This window comes from Streptomyces sp. NPDC127190, assembly GCF_042672505.1.
Taxonomy (GTDB): Bacteria; Actinomycetota; Actinomycetes; order Streptomycetales; family Streptomycetaceae; genus Streptomyces.
This window is the reverse complement of the sequence record NZ_JBHXVE010000001.1, coordinates 517,447-538,498: the sequence shown is the minus strand read 5'-3', so window position 1 is coordinate 538,498 and position 21,052 is coordinate 517,447. Positions and strand designations below refer to the sequence as shown.

Here is a 21,052-nt window from a genome sequence, read left to right as displayed (position 1 = left end):
CCGGTGAGTGCCGGGGCTCAGGGCCGCCGGGCCCCGGCCGAGCCGCGCTCCCACGCCCACACCGCGAGCCCCAGCGCCAGCACCGCGCCGCCCGCCGCCGGGACCGCGGCCCAGCCGCCGAACCGGTACGCGGTGATGCCGAGCATCGAACCGGCCGCGCCACCGAGGTAGTACGACGTCATGTACACGGAGGCGATCCGGGCCGGGGGCACGTCCGGCAGGCCGTACACCACACTCATGTTCAGCAGGTGGACGCCGTGCACGGCGACGTCCAGCAGCAGGGCCCCGGCCATCAGCCAGACCAGGCTGTGCCCGCCCGGCCACAGCGCCGCGAACCCGGCCACGCCCAGCGCGAGCAGCGCCCCGGTGGCCGTCCGCTGCCGGCCCCGGTCGGCGAACCGCCCGGTCGCCCGAGCCGCGATCGCGCCCGCCGCGCCCACCAGCGCGAACAGCCCGATCGCGGACGAGCCCCAGCCGTAGGGCGGGCCGGCCAGCACGAACGCCGAGGTCGCCCAGAAGGCGCTGAACGCCGCGAAGCAACAGGCCCCGATCAGGGAACGCCGGCGCAGCACCGGCTCCGAGGCCGCCAGCCGGAGCGTGGCGGCGAGCTGGGCGCCGTAGCCGATCGGCACGTCGGGCGGGGACGACGGAAGCACCCGGACGAGCAGCAGGGCCAGCGCTGCGAGCGTCCCGGCCGCCGCCAGGAACACCGCGCGCCAGCCGAACGCCCCGCCGACCAGCCCGGCCGCCGTGCGGGAGCACAGGATGCCGAGCAGGACCCCGGTGAGCATGGTGCCCATCGCCCGGCCGCGCTCCCCGGCGGGGACGAGGGAGGCGGCGTACGGGATGAGGATCTGTACGACGACCGCGCCGGCGCCCACCAGCACGCCCGCGGCCGTCAGCACCCACAGCCGGGGTGCCGCGCCCGACAGCAGCATCCCCGCGCTGCCCGCGGCCAGCAGGGTTCCGACGAGGCGGCGGCGGGCGACGATGTCGCCGAGCGGCACGATCAGCAGCAGGCCCAGCGTGTAGCCGGCCTGGGTGGCGGTGACCAGCGCTCCGGCCGCGGCCGGGGAGGCGCCGTACGCCTCGGCGATCCGGGGGAGGAGCGGCTGGCAGTAGTAGAGCCCGGCGGCGATCAGTCCGCAGGCGGCGGCCAGCAGCGGGATCAGCTGGCGGGGCGGGGAGGCGGCCGGGGCCGGGGCGGTGATCGTGGCGCGGGCGGTCATGGGAGGAATGCTACGGCGAGGGTGGACCGGTTCCGAGATCCAATACCGTCCGCTGGGAGCGATCCAATTCCCCTTCCCTGGGCGAAACTTTCGGATCGTCCGCCGATTTGTGCGAAAGCTATTGACGCCGTTCGCCGCCTCCCTAATCATCCACTCGCTCGAAACTTCGACCTCTGTTCGTCATACCGAACGAACTCCTCACGATTCGAGGTTCCCCATGCTCAGACGAAGGTTCAGCCGCAGGCGCCTGTCCGTGGTGCTCGCCGCCGCGGTTTCGGTCCTTGTTTCGCTGGCGGCGATGCTCGTCGCCGTCCCGGCCCAGGCGGCCACGAGTGGCGCCGTGCAAGGTGTCGGTTCCGGCCGGTGTCTCGATGTGCCGAACGCCAGTCAGACGGACGGCGCGCTCCTCCAGATCTGGGACTGCACGGGCGGGACCAACCAGCAGTGGACGCTGACGGACGGCAACCAGCTGACCGTGTACGGCAACAAGTGCCTGGACGTCCCGGGCCACGCCACCACGGCCGGGACCAAGGTGGAGATCTGGTCCTGCAACGGCGGCACGAACCAGCAGTGGCGGGTGAACTCCGACGGCACGATCGTCGGGGTGGAGTCCGGACTGTGCCTGGACGTGTCGGGCGGCGCCACGGCCAACGGCACGGCGGTGCAGCTCTGGTCGTGCACCGGCGCCGCCAACCAGAAGTGGACCGGCCTGTCCGGGGCGTCGGCCACGTGTTCCCTCCCGTCGACCTACCGGTGGTCCTCGACCGGTCCGCTGGCGCAGCCGGCGAACGGGTGGGTCGCGCTGAAGGACTTCACCACCGTGACGTACAACGGCAAGCACCTGGTCTACGCGACCACCTCCGACGGATCGTCGTGGGGCACGATGGGATTCAGCCCCTTCACGAACTGGTCGGACATGGCGACGGCCGGGCAGACCGGGGTGGGTCAGTCCGCGGTGGCGCCCCAGCTGTTCTACTTCGCGCCCAAGAACACCTGGGTGCTGGCGTCACTGGGCTGGGGCACCAGCTGGCCCTTCGTCTACCGCACGTCGAGCGACCCCACCAACCCCAAGGGCTGGTCCGCGCCGCAGCCGCTGTTCACCGGCAGCCTCCCCACCGGCAGCCCGATCGACCCGACCCTGATCGCCGACGGCCAGAACATGTACCTGTTCTTCGCCGGTGACAACGGCAGCATCTACCGCGCGAGCATGCCGATCGGCAACTTCCCCAGCAGCTTCGGCTCCTCCTATACGACGGTCATGAGCGACACGGTGAAGAACCTGTTCGAGGCGCCGCAGGTGTACAAGGTGCAGGGCCAGAACCAGTACCTGATGATCGTCGAGGCGCGGGGCGCGAGCGAGCAGCGCTACTTCCGCTCCTTCACGGCCTCCAGCCTGAACGGTTCCTGGACCCCGCAGGCCGCCACCGAGAGCAACCCCTTCGCCGGCAAGGCCAACAGCGGCGCCACCTGGACCAACGACATCAGCCACGGTGACCTGGTCCGCAACAACCCCGACCAGACCATGACCGTCGACCCCTGCAACCTCCAGCTCCTCTACCAGGGCAGAAACCCCAACTCCGACGGCGTCCCTTACACCCAACTGCCGTACCGACCGGGTCTGCTGACCTTGCAGCACTGAGCGGCTGATCCACGGTGTCCGCCGCCTGTGAGGGCTCGTTGTCGGCGGACAGGCAAGGGGCCCGCCTGGTGGTACCGGGCGGGCCCCTTTCGGGAGGGAAGGGCTCAGGCCTTCTTGGTCTCCTAGTAATGGGCCAGGTTGGTGACCTGCGAGGAAGTTTCCTGTGGGACGCTGACCTGGCCTTTTGGTGATGGCTGGCGATGGGGGGCGGCGGTCCTGATCGGGTGTTCTGCGGACTGTGTGCGGACTGGGCCGGGACGGATGCGATATCACTGCACGGTTCTGAACGCTCCGCTACGGTGAGCCGTACGGCCGCTGATAGCACGATGCCACCGAGGAACATATGGACGAGTCTGTTGCACCGGATGCTGCTCGGCCCGGGGGTGAAACGGCATCTGGACCCGCTGCTGCTCCCGAGGATGCGACGGCCGGAGGCGACATCGCTGCAGCCGGTGAAACTGAGCGAGGATCGAGCACCTATGCGACCGGCGGTGGTGGTGTTTCGTTTGCGCACCGCGTCGCGGCTGTCTATCTCGCTGGCATGTTGACCGGCGCACGACGGACGGAGGTATCTGAGCTGCCGGTCCGGAGGGTGTCGTTCCAAACCGGTCCGGCGCACCCGGTGGACGATCTTCTGATCGAATGCGGCGATGCGGCAGCCGAGGTCATCCTTGCCGTGGCATGTCGAGCAACGCCGAACTTCGTCCAGAGCCATGGCGACACGGTGAAGCTCGTCGGGTCCATGCTCGCCGAGGCCGAGAGGTTCGACGCCGACACTCACCAGGTCGCCGTAGCGACCGCCGGTCGGTCCGATCAGTGGGACCAGCTCGCAACGCTCTGCGGCATCGCGCGTGCTCATGCCGACCCGGAGTCGTTCCAAGCGTCCATGGACGTCGATCGCCGCTGGTCCAAGCCGGTGCGTAAGCGGCATGAGCATTTTCTGGAGATGGTCGAGAAGGTCGTCGAAGACGACACAACGCAGGAAGAGATCCTGCGGCTGGAGTGGCGGCTGCTTGGCCGGCTGCACATCCTCGGTTTTGCGGTTCAGAGCCCGGACGAAGGCGACCGCACAGCGGTCGCGACGTCGCTGGACAGCGTGGCCTCGGCTGCCGCCGACGGGGTGGTGGTCCGGGACCGTCTCGAGGTCGAGGCAACCCGCTACGACGCGACTGGCGCTGTGGTGGACCTCAAGGTGCTCCGCCGTGACATTCACGTGGTCTTGGACTCGGCTACGACTCGAAGTCGGCACGCGTGGTCGGTGCTTGCTGAGCAACGCAAGTTGGCCGTTGCCGGTGTGCGGGCCACTATCGGTGATGAGTCGTCCGGAGGGCCGGTCGAGATCTCGTTCGCCGACCGCCGCGAACGACTCGCTCATGCCCTGCGCGAGGCCGGTACCCGTGCTTCGGCTTTGTTGGTATCTGGCGAGTCGGGCATCGGTAAGAGTGCGCTGACTCTGTCGGCCGTTGCAGAGTTGGAAGCCGCAGACCCCGACGGGTTCCAGGGGGCGGTGGTGAACTTCCGTGGCATGCCGCAGTCGAGTTTGGAGCTGCGAGCTGCGCTCGGGGTTTCGCTGGAGGACGTGCTCGCGGAGATATCGGCACCTTCTCGAGTACTGGTCATCGACGCTGCTGATGCTGCTCTGGAGCGGTCTGCTGGCCTGTTGAGTGACCTGGTGCTGGCCGCGGCTGCGGCGGGTGTTGGGCTCGTTGCGGTGACATCTGACGTGGCACTGGGTTTCGTGCGGGAACAGGTGGAGCTGGGGTTCCCGAAGTCCATTTCGTCTTTTGAGATGCGGCCGTTGGGCGATGAGGAGATATCCGTCGTCTCAGACCACTTTCCGCTTTTGCGTACGGTCCTGCGAGACCTGCCCGTGAACTCGCTGCTGAGAAGGCCCGTTGTGCTGGATCTTCTGGCTCGAACCGGGGCGGAGCCAGATAGCTCACTGGGTGAGTGGGAATGCCTTGATCTGGTGTGGAGCAGGATTGTGCGGGGCGATGGGCGGCCCGGTGTCGGCTCGGCGGAGGCACGCGAACAGACACTGCTCGCGGTAGCCGCAGAGACCATGAAGCTGCCCCAGGACCGTCGACCTGGCGCAGGCGTCGATGCCGCAGCGGTCGACATGCTGCGTCGGGATCATCTGCTCGCGCCACCGAGCCGGTATCGGAACCAGCCGGACTTTGCACATGACGAAGTCCGACGGTACGCGACCGCCATCCTTCTCGTCCGTGATCAGAGCCCCGCCGAGTTGCTGCAGGCAGCGGGAGCGCCCCGGTGGGCGCTGTCGGCCACCACTCTTGCGTGCGAGGGACTACTGAAAGCACCGGACGCTCGGCCCGTCCGGAAGTTCATCGAACTGCGCTCGCAGTTTGAGGTGTTCGCGGCAGCACGCGGACCCCGGTGGAGTGATGTTCCGGTTGAGGCGGTTCTGGCGACTCCATACGCGTACGAATGCCTGAAGTCAGCGTGCACGGATCAGGCGGTCGGCCTGGTGCTCGGCGACGTGGTTCGAGTTGTTCAGCAGCGGCATAAGGCGAACGGGCTGGTCGACCGTCTGGTCACGAACCCGGTTGTGCAACTTCTCCTCGATGACAAAAAGCCGTGGGACGTGTCGAAGGAGTCGTTCGAACTGCTCGCGGACTGGCTGCAAGCCCTGTCCCTAGCGGACGTTACGGCTGGCAACGAACTACGAGTCCGGCTTCGGGACCGTCTCGTTGCCTACTGGAACTCGTTCCCTCTACGCAAAATCAGCGAGGACATACCGTCTGGGTGGAGGTCGCAGCGTCGGCGACGCCGACGCGAGCTGGATTACCACCTGACGAAGGAAGAGTTCGTCGAAACGTTGGCCCTGCTCGGCCCGGACATCGATGATGCCGCCGAAGCATGCCTTCGGGCCATCGCGGACGATGCGCCAGCGTTCCTGGCTCCGGCTGTGGACTCGCCGTTGAGCGCCCGAGCCTTGGCGCAGAAAGACCCAGAGCTATTGGCGACGTTGATGGCGGCCTACTACATAGACGATCAGCCCAGCTGGCACCGAGATGAGGGTGTCCGAGGGCATCAGGGCCGATGGACCGGTTTCGGAGCACCCTTCTTCCAGTACTATTTCGGTGGGTTCTGGCAGCTGTTCCAGACAGCGCCGTTGCCGACATCGGTGCGGGTGTTGAACGACGTCCTGAACAGCGGTGCTCGGGCGCGCGTAGCGACGCTGTCGCGGCTTAGGTCACCTGACGCGTTTGCTGGGCCTGTCCGGGCCCGGGACGAAAGCGCCGATGGCGAGACGGATAGCGCAGAGGGCGAAGACCGCGGTGCGGTTCTGAACCTTGACGGCACCGCCCGCCTGTACGTCGGCGACAGCCACGTGTGGAGCTGGTACCGGGGCACGTCAGTTGGCCCATACTCGGCTATGAGCGCGCTCCAGGCGATGGAACGTCTTGCTGACACATGGTTGAGTCAGGGGGCATCACCGAGGTTGGTTGTCGAGGCTCTCTTGAACGGCTGCGAAAACCTGGCGATTCCGGGGATGCTATTCGGTCTGCTAGTGCGCCACATTGAGAAAGTCGGCACCGAGCTCGACCTTTTCCTCGCCGAACCTGTGGTATGGGAGCTGGAGTTTGGCCGCAGGACGAGTGAGTACGTAGGGCTGCGTGCAGCAACTGAAGGACTCGCAAACCTTGAACGTCGCCAGTGGACGCCGCGTGAGGTAGCCATGTGGCTGATGGTGCACGGCGGGAAGGAGCGTGCCCAGGCTTTGAAGAAGGTCGCCGACAAGCTTGTCGAGAATGGCGACCGGCTGGGCATTAGCCAGGAGCGTACGAAGAACTGGGCCGCTACCCTGGACCCGGAGCAATATCGGGTTAAGCAGCATGGTGATGAGGTCTACATCGAGGTCGAACCACCGCTTGAGCTGCAAGCAGCGCAAGAAGCGCACGCGGCTCACCAGGAGGTCGTGCAGACCAGCCTGCGCCTGCAGAATCGGTACTGGGGCTCGACCAAGCAGGATGCCGAGTACCTGCCGCCCTCGTCGGAGGAGATCGCTGCGGACCTGGCGGCAGGACGTGCCTTGGTCGAAGCCGATGAAGACCTGATGCCGAGTCGGCCTGTGGACGCCGTTGCCCATGTCGTTCGAGCTGCGGTCGAACGAGCCGCCGCTGGTGACATGGAGGCGCTGGGCAACGAAGAGCAGTTCGTAACTGAGTTCGTCATCGGAATCGCATTGTTGTTCCGGGAGGCCGAGGACCAACGTCACGAAGACCAGTTCTTCGATCTTGGTGCCGACCGAGCTGCGGCTCAAGCCTTGCCGGCGTTTCTCACACCCGCACTGGCAGGGCCGCTGGAAGCAGCCAGCGGCTCGATCGAAGATGTTGCCGAGGCCGGCCATGTGATGGCAGGCAAGGCGTCCTTGGAAACTCGGCTGTACCTGGCGCGTGGATGCGATGTCGTCTGGAGGTCCCCGTGCCACTTCGACTCTTGCATCCACCGGACCGCGTTGAATTGGCTGCTTGAGACCGCCCGTGGCGCAGAAATCGGTCCGTGGGACCAGAACGGTCAGCGACGGCCGAATGTCCAGATTGCTGGCGACGTTGCCGAACGGCTCCAGGAACTATCGGGTGACTGCGTTGATATCGCGGTTCTGGACGCGGCCATTCGCGGGCTCGGGGCAGCTGCGTCGGCGGACCACTGTTGCACCGACGACGCAGCTACGCTCCTCGCCGCGTTTCTCGACGTTGAGCGACGTGCCATGGTTGTGCACAAGAAAGAGGGCTGGACCGCGGACGACCGCGGGACGCACACCCTTGTCGCCGCACGGGCCCTGCTCGAATGCTTCGCGAAGGACGGTGACGCCGGACCGGTGCTCGAACACCTCGACGTCCTTCGCGCAGATGCAGGGCTGATGTCGAATTTTCTCCACGGTCTTGCCGCGGCAGGTGCAGAGAACGAACGCTTGGCTGAAGCTGCGCGAGGTGTCTGGCCGTCGTTGCTGCGCCATGCTATTGGCTACCTAAATGATGACTCGAGCCCCTACCGTGACCATCATTGGGGCGATTGGGCTGCCGCTGCCCTGCTGCCGGACCCTCTTCCGTGGACGCAGGGCCTGTACAACGAGGTCGTCGGCGAACCCGTCGACTGGGTCCGCGCTGAGGACCTAGTCGAATCGATCGACGATTGGCTGCCGACTGCTCGCGGGGAGGCCCAGTCCGTCGACGCGCTCATCGGCATCCTGCGGAAGCTCCCGGAGGAAGTGCAGGCTACCCGTGGCGTGCATTGGGTTTCTGACCTCTGCATTCAAGATGGACGTGTCACGGTCAAGCGGTCGTGGCTCTCGAACAACTGGCTCAAGGAAATTCGTAGGACGGCCGAAGAAATCGGTGAATTGGACGAGTGGCAAATGCTCGTCGATTCCTTGGTCGTCGCCGGAAACGAGGGACTGGCGCCATATAGCAGGTAATGACTCAGGGCCTGCCCGATCTCTCGCGAGACTTCCGGGCTGCGGGAATGGCCGATCATGCGGGTATGTCACGCCGGCAAGGGGCAGCAAGTCGTGAGGGTTTGCATTCGGCGACTGGAACGCGCGATGGCATTGAGTAGGGAGGAAACGCCCTTGGTTCCTTGATTACGCGCGAACGACCTTGGCTGGCGTACGCCTATTGCGCACGGATGCCCTTAAAATAGTCCGGCTGCTATTGCCAGCCGTCAAGGGAGACTGCTGGGCCTTCCCCTAGGTAATGGTGGAGGGCGCTTGACGTGGTGTCCACGAAGTTTTCGGGGATGGCGTCGGCGTCGACCCAGCGGACCTGGGCGTGCCTGCGCGGTTCGCGGTTCTCGGGCTTGCCGGCCACTCGTGGGTGACGAAGACGACCGTGAGGAAGCCGTTGGGGCCTCCACACTCCAGGCGCCGTGGATGACGTGGGCGACCTTGAGCGCTTCCGACTTCACGGTCAGGCCGGTCTCCTCGTACAGCTCGCGGACGGCTGTCTCGGTGATCGGCTCGCGGGGTTGCTCTTGCCGACGGGGAGGTCCCACTTGCCCTTGGCGAATTTTGCCTGGTCGCTGCGCTGGAGGAGCACCACACGGTTGGTGGGGTGTTGGTGGCGGCGGCCTACTTGTAAGCCCAGGCTCGGCCGGTCTGCCGGTATTCCTCCAAGGGGATCGGAGAGACGCCGGTCCGCATGCGCGCGGTGTACAGCAGGCCGTCGAGGTGGTCGATCTCGTGGTGGAGGAGGCGTGCCAGGCCGCGTTCGTACACAGTGATGACTGCCTCGCCGGTCAGAGTCGTGGTCTCGACGGTGATCTTCAGGGCCGGGGGACAAGGCCCCGGACGTCGAAGAAGCTGAGGCAGCGGCATGGGCATTGCCGCCCCGCAGATCGGCATCGGCTGCGCCGCCGTCGTCGTCCAGCCACCCGGCGACGGACCCTCCGTCATCCTGCTCAACCCGAAGATCACCGACCGCTCCGACGAGACGGACGAGCAGTATGAGGTGGTCGAAGGTGCGTGGCGAGGATGCCGGCGCCGTGCTGGACGACTCCGAGGTCTCGCATCTGCTGGCTGGGCCGCACGTCAATCACCTGGCCCCCCTTGACCGGCCTCGTGTTCGGGCCGGGCCCGGAACCGCCGCTCAAGACGGTACCGAGCGTGCAGAGCGGGTGTGGCCGTGATCCACGTGAAGTGCCGTAGCTCGCCGTGGTCGCTGCGGGCGAGCAGGGTCCGCAGTGGGGAGGCTTCGGCGGTCATCGAGGTCTCCGTGCCCCAGACCACCGGATCAAGGTCGGCGGGGAAGGCGAGCTGGACTTCGAGCTGCTAGGTCGGCAGGCGTCTGGCTTCGGATGCTGCTGGCACTGCGCATGCGTGCCGCCTGGGCGCGCCTGTTCGTCTGCGGCCGGGCAAAGAAGACCGCACCCGGTCCGTGATGGACGCCGAGCTCGGCGGCCTGCGGACCGGGTGCGGACAGGTAGACCAGGCGATCAACGAAACCGCGAGATCAGGCCTTCTTGGTCTCCCAGAAGATCTTGTCGATCTGGGCGATGTAGTCCAGAGCCTTCTGGCCCGTCGCCGGGTCGGTCGACGCCTTGGCGGCCGAGAGGGCCTTCAGGGTGTCGTTCACCAGCTGGTGCAGCTCCGGGTACTTCTCGAAGTGCGGAGCCTTGAAGTAGTCGCTCCACAGGACGGAGACGTGGTGCTTCGCCAGCTCGGCGCGCTGCTCCTTGATGACGGTGGCGCGAGCCTGGAAGTGGGGGTCGTCGTTGCCGGCCATCTTCTCCTGCACGGCCTTGACCGACTCCGCCTCGATGCGGGCCTGGGCCGGGTCGTACACGCCGCAGGGCAGGTCGCAGTGGGCGCTGACCTTGACCTTGGGGGCAAACAGGCGGGAAAGCATGGAGCATTCCTTCCTCGTGATCGTCTTCTCAGGTGCGACATTACTCCCTGACGAAGGCGATTTCTCGGGTGCCCCCTAGGGCTTAGGACAAAAGTCCAGGGTCAGACTGAGACTGGTGGAGGAACGGACCGGGGAGGTGCCGGGGATGCCGGAACTGTCGCAGGAGACCGAGCGGGGCAGGGCGGCGGCGCCCTTCGGGCTGGCGGAGGTGACGGGTCCGTCCATGGTGCCCACGCTCCGCCACGGCGACCAGCTCCTCGTGCGGTACGGCAGTGCGGTCCGGGCCGGGGACATCGTCGTACTGCGGCATCCGTTCCAGCAGGACCTGCTGGTCGTCAAGCGGGCCGTGGAGCGGCGCGAGGGCGGCTGGTGGGTGCTCGGGGACAACCCTTACGCGGGCGGGGACAGTACCGACTACGGGGTCGTCCCGGAGGAGCTGATCCTGGGCAAGGCCTGGCTGCGGTACCGGCCGCTCGGCAGCGGTCAGCGCTCCGCGCCCGCGCTGGCCCGCTGGGCGCTGTCGGCCGTACGGCCGCTGCTGCCCGACCGGTCGGCCTCCAGGCGCTTGCGGGCCCGGTAGGCGGCGACGTTCGCGCGGGTCGCGCAGCGGTCGGAGCAGTAGCGCCGGGAGCGGTTGGTGGAGGTGTCGAGGTAGGCGTTGCGGCAGGGCGCGGCCTCGCACAGGCCCAGGCGGTCCACGCCGTACTCGGTGAGGTGGAAGGCCAGGCCCATCGCCGCGATGGCCGCGTAGCCGGCGGTGGCGTTGGACGGGTGGTCGGCCAGGTGCATGTGCCACAGCGGGCGGCCGTCCTCGTCGCGGTGGTCGTGGCCGGAGATCTGCGGCGACACCGGGAACTCCAGGAGCAGCGAGTTCAGCAGGTCCACGGCCAGCGTCTCGTCGCCCGTGTCGGCCGCCTCGAAGACCGCGCGCAGCCGGGCCCGCACCGAGCGGAAGCGCGTGACGTCGGCGTCGGTGGCGCGGCGGGCCGCCGACGCGTTGGCGCCGAAGAGGTCGCGGACGGCCTCGACCGAGGTCAGGGAGTCCTTGCCCCGCGCCGGCTCCTCGCTGTTGACGAGGCGTACGGCGTAGTCCGAGTAATAGGCCAGTTCCACTTGTAGTCCTTATGGGCGCTCTGTCGTCGTGGCTGCGGCGGGTGGGTAACGGACGGGTGCGATCTCAGGGTATTACGTGCCGCCCCGGTGCCGCCGTGTGCGCGCACCCGCGGCCCGTCTCATCATTCGGGCGCGTCCATACGTGGGCTTTCCCATGCCGCACGGCTCTTGCCGCCGGTTCGTACGGCCCTGCCGGGCCCGCCGGGGCCCCTCGTCTCATGTCGGCTCCGAGCGGCTTTCCGGTTCCTAGATGTGACCTTGCACCTATTGGACTCGTCGTGAGCGCCGTCCGTCCGGTAAGAAGGTTCTTTACACCCCTCATCCGGGGCTCAGGGCGCGTGTGCGGCGCGCCCGTCGCGTATGCGCTCGTACGTATCAGCAATCGGGCCGTGCGCGGTGCCCGCCCACCCCTCACCAGGAGTGGTCGACCCTCAAACCATGCATACCTAAGGGGTAAAACGAAGTGGCAGCGGAGATCGTCAATCCTCGCAGCGACAGCAAAACGGACCAGGACGGCGGGGCCGAGCCCCTCGATTCCTTCGATCCGGCGTTCGCGCTGCACCGCGGCGGCAAGATGGCCGTGCAGGCCACCGTGCCGATCCGTGACAAGGACGACCTTTCCCTCGCGTACACGCCCGGCGTCGCTCGCGTGTGCACCGCGATCGCGGAACAGCCGGAGCTGGTCAACGACTACACATGGAAGTCCTCCGTGGTCGCCGTCGTCACCGACGGTACGGCCGTGCTCGGACTCGGGGACATCGGTCCCCAGGCCTCCCTCCCCGTGATGGAGGGCAAGGCGATCCTGTTCAAGCAGTTCGGCGGCGTGGACGCCGTGCCGATCGCGCTCGACTGCACGGGCGTGGACGAGATCGTGGAGACCGTCGTCCGGCTCGCGCCCTCCTTCGGCGGCGTGAACCTGGAGGACATCTCGGCACCCCGGTGCTTCGAGATCGAGCGGCAGCTCCAGGAGCGGCTCGACATCCCGGTCTTCCACGACGACCAGCACGGTACGGCCGTCGTGACGCTCGCGGCGCTGCGCAACGCGGCGCGGCTCAGCGGGCGGGAGATCGGGCAGCTGCGTGCCGTCATCTCCGGCGCCGGCGCGGCCGGTGTTGCCATCGCCAAGATGCTGGTCGAGGCCGGCATCGGGGATGTCGCGGTGGCGGACCGCAAGGGCGTCGTCTCGGCCGACCGGGAGGACCTGACGCCGGTCAAGCGCGAGCTGGCGGGCTTCACCAACAAGGCCGGCCTCACCGGCTCGCTGGAGGACGCGCTCGCGGGCGCGGACGTCTTCATCGGCGTCTCCGGCGGTACGGTCGCGGAGGAGGCCGTGGCTTCCATGGCCAAGGGCGCCTTCGTGTTCGCGATGGCCAACCCGAACCCGGAGGTGCACCCCGAGGTCGCCCACAAGTACGCGGCCGTGGTCGCGACCGGGCGCTCGGACTTCCCGAACCAGATCAACAACGTGCTGGCGTTCCCGGGCATCTTCGCCGGGGCGCTCCAGGTGCGGGCCACTCGGATCACCGAGGGCATGAAGATCGCCGCCGCCGAGGCGCTGGCCTCGGTGGTCGGCGATGACCTCGCCGCCGACTACGTGATCCCGTCGCCGTTCGACGAGCGGGTCGCCCCCGCGGTCACCGCGGCTGTCGCGGCCGCGGCTCGCGCCGAGGGCGTCGCCCGCCTCTGACGCCGTGCACAACGGCCCCGCCCGCTCAGGGCGGGGCCGTTTTCCTTCCCGCGCCGGGCGGCCCTGCGCCGGACGGGTGTCCCTGCACAAGAGGGCATGTGTCACAGCGTCCCCCTGTTCCGTCGGCTGACCGGCGCACCTATCGTCGGCTGCATGTTCGCTGTCTACGCCGCCCGAATCGACCGCGACCAGCCGCTCAACGGCCTTGAGTTGGGAGAGCGTCCGGCTCCCGAGGCCCGTCCCGGCTGGAGCACCATCAATGTACGGGCCGCCTCCCTCAACCATCACGACCTGTGGTCCCTCAGGGGCGTCGGCCTCCCGGAGGGCCGGCTGCCGATGATCCTCGGCTGTGACGCCGCCGGGGTCGACGAGGACGGCAACGAGGTCGTCCTGCACTCGGTCATCGGCCAGAGTGGCCACGGGGTCGGTCCCGACGAGCCCCGCTCCATCCTCACCGAGCGCTATCAGGGCACCTTCGCCGAGCAGGTCGCCGTGCCGACCTGGAACGTGCTGCCCAAGCCCAAGGAGCTGTCCTTCGCCGAGGCCGCCTGTCTGCCCACCGCGTGGCTGACGGCGTACCGGATGCTGTTCACCAATGCCGGGGTACGGCCCGGGGACTCGGTGCTGGTGCAGGGCGCGGGCGGTGGGGTCGCCACGGCCGCGATCGTGCTCGGCAAGGCGGCCGGGCTGCGGGTCTTCGCCACCAGCCGGGACGAGGCCAAGCGGAAGCGGGCCCTGGAACTCGGTGCGGTGGAGGCCGTGGAACCGGGCGCGCGGCTGCCGCAGCGGGTCGACGCGGTCATCGAGACCGTGGGCGCCGCGACCTGGTCGCACTCGGTGAAGTCGCTGCGGCCGGGCGGCACGATCGTCATCTCCGGAGCCACCAGCGGCGACCGGCCCTCGCACGCCGAGCTGACCCGGATCTTCTTCCTGGAGCTGAAGGTCGTCGGCTCCACCATGGGCACCAAGGACGAGCTGGAGGATCTGCTCGCCTTCTGTGCGGCGACCGGGGTGCGGCCCGTCATCGACGAGGAGCTGCCGCTGGACCGGGCCCGCGAGGGCTTCGAGCGGATGGAGTCCGGGGAGCTGTTCGGAAAGATCGTGCTCACCGCCTCCTGAGTGCCACCTCAGTACCTCCTGAGCGCCGCCCGGGTGCCTTCTGAGGCGCCGTCGTACGAGGGAGCGTGAGGGTCGCCGAGGCGGGCCCGTGTCGCCGGGCCCGCCTCTCCGTTCCGTCAGGCGGTCGGCGTGCGGAGTGCCGCCGCGATGCGGCCCGCCGCCTGCGCCAGCTGGTGGCGGGTGTCGCGGAGCTGGTCCGCCGTGACTCCGTGGTCGCGGGCCGCGTCGCGGATGTCGTCGCGGAAGCGGTCCAGCAGGCGGTCCAGATCGCGGGCCGGGTCACCGGTGAACTCCTCGTGCGCCCAGGAGGGTTCGTACGCGACCGCGAGATCCTCGGAGGCCGGGGTGTACTCCGGCCGGGGTTCCGGGGGCGCGGTGCGGGCGGAGGTCCGGTCCATGCCGAAGCTCTTGCCGAACTCCTTGCCGAAGTCGCCCAGTTCCCTGGCCAGTTCCGTCAGGCCCTCGCGTACGCCCGTCGGCCAGTCGCCACGGGCGAAGCGGTCCTGCACATGGCGGGCGATGCGCTGCACCTCCTCCTGGGCCTGGGCCCGCGCCCGGGCCTGTGCCTCCTGGGCCTGCCGGCGGGCGCGCTCGGCCTCCTCGCGGGCCCGCCGGCTCTCGTCCTTCGCGCGCCGGGCCTGCTCCTTCCACTCCTGCCTGACCCGGCGCATCTCCTCCCTGGCCGCCTGCCAGGACTCCTTGTCCCGGTACTCACCGGCCGCGTCCGACCACTCCCCGGCCTTCGTGTCCCGGCGGGCCTCGGAGGCAGCCGCGCGCATCTCCCGGCGCAGATCCCCGGCCGCGCCGCGCACGTCGGCCTTTATCTCGGCGGCCAGTTCCGCGACCGACTCGCGGATCTCCAGCTCCAGGTCGGCCAGTTCGCCGCTGCGGCCGGCCAGTTCGGCGCGGCCGGCGTCGGTGATGGCGTACACCTTGCGGCCGCCCTCGGTGGTGTGCGTCACCAGACCCTCCGCCTCCAGCTTGGCCAGCCGGGGGTAGACCGTGCCGGCCGAGGGGGCGTAGAGCCCCTGGAAGCGCTCCTCCAGGAGCCTGATCACCTCGTAGCCATGGCGGGGAGCCTCGTCCAGCAGCTTGAGCAGGTACAGCCGGAGGCGGCCGTGGGCGAAGACGGGAGGCATGTCAGAGCACCTTCTTGTCGGTCGTGCCGTCGGCCGGGGCGTCGCCGGCATCGGTGCCCTGGCCGGAGACGGAATTGTCCCCCGGGGTGGGGTCCGTCCCGGCCGCAGGGTCGTCCTCGTCCTCCCGGGCCGGGCGGCGCAGCAGGGCGATCGAGCCGGAGACGGTGGTGGCCCGGAGCCTGCCGGTGCCCGCGCCGAGCCGTCCGGTGATCTTGTGGGCGCCCCACTGGCCCTGCACCCGCAGTCCGTCGAAGGCGTTGGAGATCCGCCCGCTGGCCGTGTTGGCCTCCACCTCGGCGTCGGCCGGGTGCGGCAGCCGGATGGCGATCTCACCGGAGACGCTGGTGAGGCCGACGTCGGTGGGGCCGTCCGGGTCCAGGTCGATGATCATGGAGCCGCTGACGGAGTCCGCCCGCACGGAGGGACCCGAGGCCTCGACCACGGTCAGGTCGCCGGAGACCGAGTGGAAGCGCAGCTCGCCGGTGACCGCCTGGGCCTCCAGGTTCCCCGAGACGGTCTCGGCGCGGACCGGGCCGGAGACGCCGACCAGGGTCGTGTCACCGGTCACTCCCTTGACCACGGCGGAGCCGCGGATGCCGGAGACGACGGCGCCGGCGCCGACGACGCCCACCTCCACGCGGGTGTCCGCCGGCACCGCGAGGGAGACCACGGCGCTGCGCCGCCAGCCCTTGCGGTCGAGCCACTTGAGGAAGCCCTTCCAGGGCAGGTCCTCGTAGGCCACCGTCAGGGTGCCGGCCTCGTGGGTGACGATCAGGGGCGGGCCCTCGATCTCCGAGATCTCCAGGCGGGCTGCGCCCTCGTCCGTGCCCACCACGTTCACCGTGCCGTTGACGACGCGGACCTTGAGGTCGGTCACGTCGGTGTCGAAGGTCAGCTTCTGGGGTTCGGTGATGGACCACTCGGACATGGGGACCCCCTTGGGTGATTTGCTCATGACGCGACACGCCATATCGCGTCCACTGCAAACACGATATATCGCGGTGCCGGGAAGTCAAGACACTCGTTCGGGGGAGGAGCCCGCCGCGGGGGTGCAGGGCGCCTGGCGCAGGGGATCCCGGGGCCGGCGCGTGCGGAGACGCGCCCGCGCGGTTCGGCGCGCGCGCCGGGGCGCCGGGGCGTGCCGGACCGGTGGGGACTCGGGCCGCCGGGGATGTGCCGGACCGGTGGGGGCCCGTGTCGCCGGGGATGTGCCGGACCGGTGGAGGCCCGTGTCGCCGGGGATGTGCCGGAGCGATGGGGGCTCGCGCCGCCGGGGCCGGTGCGTTGCATAGGCTGTGGAGGAAGCCATCGCTGGCGTGGATTGATACGCAGGAGACTCACCCCATGTACTTCACCGACCGCGGTATCGAGGAGCTGGAGAAGCGGCGCGGCGAGGAGGAGGTCACCTTCGAGTGGCTCGCCGAGCAGCTGCGCACCTTCGTGGATCTCAACCCGGACTTCGAGGTGCCCGTCGAGCGGCTCGCCACCTGGCTCGCCCGCCTGGACGACGACGAGGACGACGAGTAGGCGGCATGACCAGGGGGCACGAGTAGGCGGCACGAGCAGGGGACACGACCGGGCGGCCCGCGGGCAGGCCCTTCCTTCCTCTCGCCCCCTCCCCCTCCCCTTCCCCGGGAGTTAGCCTTCTCCTTCCATCGGCGAACGGGGGCGTCATGGCTGGAGGGCTCGAACGCATACGGCTGGACGACGGCACCGTCGTCTGGGCCCGGATCGCCGCGACCGGCGAGGACGCGCCGGACGGGGGCTACTGGGACACCGGCCTCGGCGACCGGATCATCGACATGGCGGGCGGACTGGCCGGCACCGTCGGCGGGGTCGTGCGCTCCCTGCGCGCCGGTCTGGACACCCCGGCCCCCGTCGAGGTCTCCGTCAGCTTCGGAATCGAACTGACGGCGCAGTCCGGCAAGATCGTGAGCGCCATCGCCGAGGGCGGCGGCACCTCCTCCCTCACGGTGTCCCTGACCTGGACCGAACCCCCGGCATCGGGCGGCGGTGCCGGTCCCGCCGCCGGCCCCGGTCCCGCCGTACCGCCCGGCCCCCCGGCTCCCGCGGCCGGATGAGCGCCTTCGGCGAGATGGTGCGCCCCTCCCTCGCACGCATCGGCGCACCGCGTGACGGGTATGCAACGGACCGTGACGCGTACTGGGGGTCGGGGTTCTTCATAGCCCCGGGATGGCTGTTGACCTGCGCTCATGTCGTGGGGAAGGGGGGAGCCGCGGTGTGCCGAGGGGAGAGCGCGATGAGCGTGTCCTGGCAGCAGCGCACCGCCGCCGACGCCTGGGCCGACCGCACCGGCAGCGGCAGCGCCGTCCTCGTGGCACCCCGGCCCGAGCCCGGACAGGTGCCGCGCGACCCCTGGCCCTTCCCCGACCTCGCGCTCGTCCGGGTCACCGGCGCCGAGGACGTGCCCTGCCTGTGGCTCGGCGACCGGGAGGCGGGCCCCGGCACCCCCGTCGGGCTGTACGGCTGGTCCGTGCAGACCGGTGAGCTGGGCATCCGGCACGCCGCCGGGGAACTCGCCGGCTGCGACGCGCGCGCCCTGCTGCTCGCCGGCAGCCTGCCGGTCGGCGGGCTGTCCGGCGGCCCCCTCCTGGACCTGCGGTACGGCTCCGTCGCCGGCGTCATCAAGGGGCGGCGCAAGGAGGAGGGCGTCGCCGTGCCCGTCACCGCGCTGTACGAGTTACTGGACCTGCGCGAGGGAGCCCGCGTGGTGCGCGATGTCCTGCGCGCGCACGACCTGCACCACCTCGGCCGCCTCGACGACGCCGGACCCGCCCCCGCCTGGCAGCCCGACTGGACCGCCGTACAGCGCTCCCTGCCCGGCCACGCGCCCGCCGCCTCCGGAATCACCGCCGAACTGCGCACGCGCCTCTACGGCCATCTCGCGCAGCTTCCGCCACCGGCCGGTCCCGGCGAGGTCGTCCACCTCGTGGAGGACGTGAAGGAACAGGTGCGCGGCGAACGGCTGCGGTCGCTGCTGCTGCGCCGTGTGCGCACCTGGCGCGAGGGCGCCGGGCTGCTCTCCGGGCTGCGCACCCTGGAGCCGGGCGGCGGCGGCACCCTGGTCGACCTCGACGCGGTGCTGCTGTACGCGGCGAAGGTCCTGCGGAAGACCGCGCGGGAACGGGCCGGGGAGGTGGCTCCGGAGCGGTTGCGCGCCTTCTCCGACTGGATCGCCGCCCAGGCCGCCGGCCATCGCAACTGGGCCGTCGGCGAGGCCGTCCGCAGCCTGCTGGAGGGGATCGGGACCGCGGAGGACCACCGTCCGGCGCCGGGAACCGGCCGGTGGCCGGCGGAGGCAGGGGGCGGGCAGCCGGACCCGGCGGGCGGACACGGCCGCCGGCGCGCGGAGACGCCCTCGCCCACCGGCCTCGCGCACCCGCAGGTGCCGGCCCAGCAGGGCGGACCCCTGCCGGACGCGCCGGTCGAGCGACAGGACGCCCCGACCGCTCTGCCCGCCCCACGGGCCCCCGAGTGGCGCCGGCTTCCGGTGCCCGCCCTGGTGCCCTCCTCGGCCACCCGTACCGATGTGCTCGTCAAGGTCGGGGCGCCGATGTACGACGGCCGGTACCCGTGGAGCGTGCAGCTGATCTACGACGGCCAGGACGTCACCCCGGTCGCCGCCGACGACCGCGGTGTGCGCGCCGAGGAACTGGCGGGGGTGCTGCGGGAGCCGCTGGCCCTGGCGCTGAGCCAGGGGGACCACGGGGAGCACCTGGCCGCGATCGAGGTGTTCCTCCCGCGCAGGCTGTTCGATCTGCCGGTGGACGAGTGGCAGTTGCTCCCCGGCCCGGCCGGCGGGACGGACGACGCCGGTGCGGACGCCGGCCCCGGGAGCGAGGGCTTCCCGTACGCCACGGACGGCATGGATGCCATGGACGACATGGACGACATGGACGACGCGTTCGTGGACGAGCGGGCCATGCCGCTCGGGATGCGGCGGACCGTCGTCGTACGGGACGTACGGCGCAACAGCCGGCCGCCCTCCCCGGAGTGGCGCCGGCGCTGGAAGGGCGCGCAGCGCGGGCCGTTGGCGCACGAGCCGCTGCACGGGCGGCCGCCCGGCGCGGGCGCGGCCGACGGGGGGCCGGGGGAGGGGCATCCGCCGGGTGCGCGGGCCGGGGGCAGGTACCCGTACTACGGCGTGCTGTCCGCGATGGGCGATGCGAGTGTGCCGGTCTACTGCGGACCGGTCGGCAGTGGCGAGGGGCTGGCGGCGATGAAGGACGCGCTGATGGCCGGGCACTCGGTGGTGCTGTGGCGCCGGGACCGGCACGACCACGACGAGTGCCGGGACTTCCACCGGCAGGCCACCGGTCTGCTGGAACTCGCCGGGCACGCCGACGGGTTGTCCGGCCCGGTGCGCGACCTGCGCATCCGGCTGTCCGACCCGGACACCGCCCGCGCCCAAGGCTTGCGCGGCAAGCTCGCCGTACTGGTGGACCCGCCGGACCGGCCCCCGTACGCGGCGGAGGCCATGCGCCCGCCGCCGCTGGCCGCGCCCGGTGGCTGACCCCGCGCCGGCCGCCTGCGTCGCCGTCAACTCGCCTGCGTCGCAAGACTGTTCGGCGGGCCGGATGACGGGAACCGGACGTGCCGAAGCCCGGCGGGCGGCGGCGGTGGGCGGTAGCCTCGTACGTCGGACGGCCGGGCCCGCTGAATGATCACCAGAGCCGGGAGGAGCCCAAGGTGAACGACTGGCGGATCTACCGCGGAGTGGGTCAGCCGCACGACGGCATGCGGCGGTTGCCGGCCCCGCCGCCGTGGCGGGACTTCGCGACGTCCCGGCAGGCCCCACAGGACACGGCGGACACGGCGGACGGCAGGGCGGACACCGACCCGAGCAGCGCGCGCCGGCTGGGCGTGCGCCGCCGCCTCGTCGAGAACTACGCGCCCCGGCCCGCCGAGGTGGACGCCGTCAACGCGGCTCTCTACCTGCGCCGGCCCCTGCTGGTGACGGGCAACCCGGGCACCGGGAAGTCCACCCTCGCCTACGCCGTCGCTCACGAACTCGGCCTGGGCAAGGTGCTGCGCTGGCCCATCGTCAGCCGTACGGCCCTCCAGGACGGCCTGTACCGGTACGACGCCATCGCCCGGCTCCAGGACGTCCAGCTGGAGCGCGCCCGGGGCGGCGGGGAGGAGGCCGGAGGCGGCTCCGGCATCGGCTCGTACATCCGGCTCGGCCCGCTCGGCACCGCGCTGCTCCCCGCCGAGCAGCCGCGCGTCCTGCTCATCGACGAACTCGACAAGAGTGACCTCGACCTCCCCAACGACCTGCTCAACACCCTGGAGGAGGGCGAGTTCTCCATCCCCGAGCTGGAGCGGCTCGCCGACCGGGAACCCGTGGTCGAGGTCCTCACCCACGACGGCGACCGGGTCGCCGTGCGCGGCGGCCGCATCGCCTGCTCCGCCTTCCCGGTGATCGTGCTCACCTCCAACGGCGAGCGCGACTTCCCCGCCCCGCTGCTGCGCCGCTGCGTCCAGCTGGAGCTGGACCCGCCCGGCGAGGAACAGCTCACCGCCATGGTCGAGGCCCACCTCGGCGCCGCGGGGGTCGCCGCGGGCGCCGATCTGATCCGCCGCTTCCTGGAACGCGAACCCGGCGAGGTGCTCGCCGCCGACCAGCTCCTCAACGCCCTGTTCCTCACCCAGCACGACCCGCACGCCCAGGGCCTCACCCGGGAGCGGATCGCGGAGATGCTCATGCAGCCGCTCGACCGTACGAGGTGAGGGGC

The 21,052-nt window shown here is 70.1% G+C and carries 16 protein-coding genes and 1 pseudogene; 10 read left to right on the top strand and 7 right to left on the bottom strand.

Features of this window, described 5'->3' with window-relative positions; all coding sequences use genetic code 11:
- Positions 1-17: 17 nt before the first annotated feature.
- Complete coding sequence (locus ACFVIU_RS02330) at positions 18-1,229, bottom strand: MFS transporter (protein WP_385840050.1); 1,212 nt, start codon at positions 1,227-1,229, stop codon at positions 18-20.
- A gap of 217 nt (positions 1,230-1,446) precedes the next feature.
- On the opposite strand from ACFVIU_RS02330, the gene ACFVIU_RS02325 reads away from it, so the two are divergent.
- A complete protein-coding gene (locus ACFVIU_RS02325; RefSeq protein WP_385840048.1) occupies positions 1,447-2,868 on the top strand; it encodes a non-reducing end alpha-L-arabinofuranosidase family hydrolase in 1,422 nt (473 codons plus the stop codon).
- A 343-nt stretch (positions 2,869-3,211) separates the two neighbouring features.
- The gene (locus ACFVIU_RS02320; protein WP_385840047.1) at positions 3,212-8,311 is read left to right on the top strand and encodes a hypothetical protein; all 5,100 of its coding nucleotides are present in this window, start codon (positions 3,212-3,214) and stop codon (positions 8,309-8,311) included.
- 232 nt (positions 8,312-8,543) lie between these two features.
- On the opposite strand, the pseudogene ACFVIU_RS02315 reads toward ACFVIU_RS02320, so the two are convergent.
- Positions 8,544-8,999, bottom strand: a pseudogene (locus ACFVIU_RS02315) (NUDIX domain-containing protein).
- Positions 8,963-9,307, bottom strand: a complete 345-nt coding sequence (locus ACFVIU_RS02310) for a peptide deformylase (RefSeq protein ID WP_385840046.1) — start codon at positions 9,305-9,307, stop codon at positions 8,963-8,965. The pseudogene ACFVIU_RS02315 and the gene ACFVIU_RS02310 overlap by 37 nt, the downstream one beginning before the upstream one ends.
- Here ACFVIU_RS02310 and ACFVIU_RS02305 point away from each other — a divergent pair.
- Positions 9,207-9,443 carry a peptide deformylase gene (locus ACFVIU_RS02305; RefSeq protein WP_385840045.1) on the top strand — a complete coding sequence of 79 codons (237 nt, stop codon included), beginning with the start codon at positions 9,207-9,209 and terminating at the stop codon, positions 9,441-9,443. The two genes, ACFVIU_RS02310 and ACFVIU_RS02305, sit on opposite strands and share 101 nt — an antisense overlap.
- A 399-nt stretch (positions 9,444-9,842) precedes the next feature.
- On the opposite strand, the gene sodN is transcribed toward ACFVIU_RS02305, so the two are convergent.
- On the bottom strand, positions 9,843-10,238 hold the full coding sequence (gene sodN, locus ACFVIU_RS02300; protein WP_014674929.1) for a superoxide dismutase, Ni: 396 nt from the start codon (positions 10,236-10,238) through the stop codon (positions 9,843-9,845).
- Between the two features lie 145 nt (positions 10,239-10,383).
- Between sodN and sodX the strand changes: the two genes are divergently transcribed.
- Positions 10,384-10,818 (top strand): nickel-type superoxide dismutase maturation protease, encoded by a 435-nt coding sequence (gene sodX / locus ACFVIU_RS02295; protein ID WP_385840321.1) that lies wholly within the window; start codon positions 10,384-10,386, stop codon positions 10,816-10,818.
- Here the strand turns inward: sodX and ACFVIU_RS02290 are convergent.
- Positions 10,722-11,351, bottom strand: a complete 630-nt coding sequence (locus ACFVIU_RS02290) for a CGNR zinc finger domain-containing protein (RefSeq protein WP_385840043.1) — start codon at positions 11,349-11,351, stop codon at positions 10,722-10,724. The two genes, sodX and ACFVIU_RS02290, sit on opposite strands and share 97 nt — an antisense overlap.
- Before the next feature lie 463 nt (positions 11,352-11,814).
- Between ACFVIU_RS02290 and ACFVIU_RS02285 the strand changes: the two genes are divergently transcribed.
- Together ACFVIU_RS02285 and ACFVIU_RS02280 are read left to right on the top strand one after the other, a co-directional pair.
- Positions 11,815-13,038: an NADP-dependent malic enzyme gene (locus ACFVIU_RS02285; protein WP_385840042.1), complete on the top strand. Its 1,224-nt coding sequence runs from the start codon at positions 11,815-11,817 to the stop codon at positions 13,036-13,038.
- Positions 13,039-13,191: 153 nt separating this feature from the next.
- The gene (locus ACFVIU_RS02280) at positions 13,192-14,157 is read left to right on the top strand and encodes a zinc-binding dehydrogenase (protein ID WP_385840041.1); all 966 of its coding nucleotides are present in this window, start codon (positions 13,192-13,194) and stop codon (positions 14,155-14,157) included.
- A gap of 116 nt (positions 14,158-14,273) precedes the next feature.
- Here the strand turns inward: ACFVIU_RS02280 and ACFVIU_RS02275 are convergent, their stop codons facing one another.
- Both ACFVIU_RS02275 and ACFVIU_RS02270 read right to left on the bottom strand, forming a co-directional pair.
- Positions 14,274-15,296: a helix-turn-helix transcriptional regulator gene (locus ACFVIU_RS02275; RefSeq protein WP_385840040.1), complete on the bottom strand. Its 1,023-nt coding sequence runs from the start codon at positions 15,294-15,296 to the stop codon at positions 14,274-14,276.
- 1 nt (position 15,297) lies between these two features.
- A complete protein-coding gene (locus ACFVIU_RS02270) occupies positions 15,298-16,224 on the bottom strand; it encodes a DUF4097 domain-containing protein (RefSeq protein WP_385840039.1) in 927 nt (308 codons plus the stop codon).
- A gap of 416 nt (positions 16,225-16,640) precedes the next feature.
- Between ACFVIU_RS02270 and ACFVIU_RS02265 the strand changes: the two genes are divergently transcribed.
- The 4 genes from ACFVIU_RS02265 to ACFVIU_RS02250 all read left to right on the top strand — a co-directional run bounded on the left by ACFVIU_RS02265 (position 16,641) and on the right by ACFVIU_RS02250 (position 21,047).
- A complete protein-coding gene (locus tag ACFVIU_RS02265; protein WP_019058231.1) occupies positions 16,641-16,823 on the top strand; it encodes a DUF6104 family protein in 183 nt (60 codons plus the stop codon).
- A 146-nt stretch (positions 16,824-16,969) separates the two neighbouring features.
- Positions 16,970-17,377 (top strand): CU044_2847 family protein, encoded by a 408-nt coding sequence (locus ACFVIU_RS02260; RefSeq protein WP_385840038.1) that lies wholly within the window; start codon positions 16,970-16,972, stop codon positions 17,375-17,377.
- Entirely contained in the window at positions 17,374-19,830 is a 2,457-nt protein-coding gene (locus tag ACFVIU_RS02255) for a trypsin-like peptidase domain-containing protein (RefSeq protein ID WP_385840037.1), read from the top strand. The genes ACFVIU_RS02260 and ACFVIU_RS02255 overlap by 4 nt, the downstream gene beginning before the upstream one ends.
- 176 nt (positions 19,831-20,006) lie before the next feature.
- A complete protein-coding gene (locus ACFVIU_RS02250) occupies positions 20,007-21,047 on the top strand; it encodes an AAA family ATPase (RefSeq protein WP_385840035.1) in 1,041 nt (346 codons plus the stop codon).
- Positions 21,048-21,052: the final 5 nt, after the last annotated feature.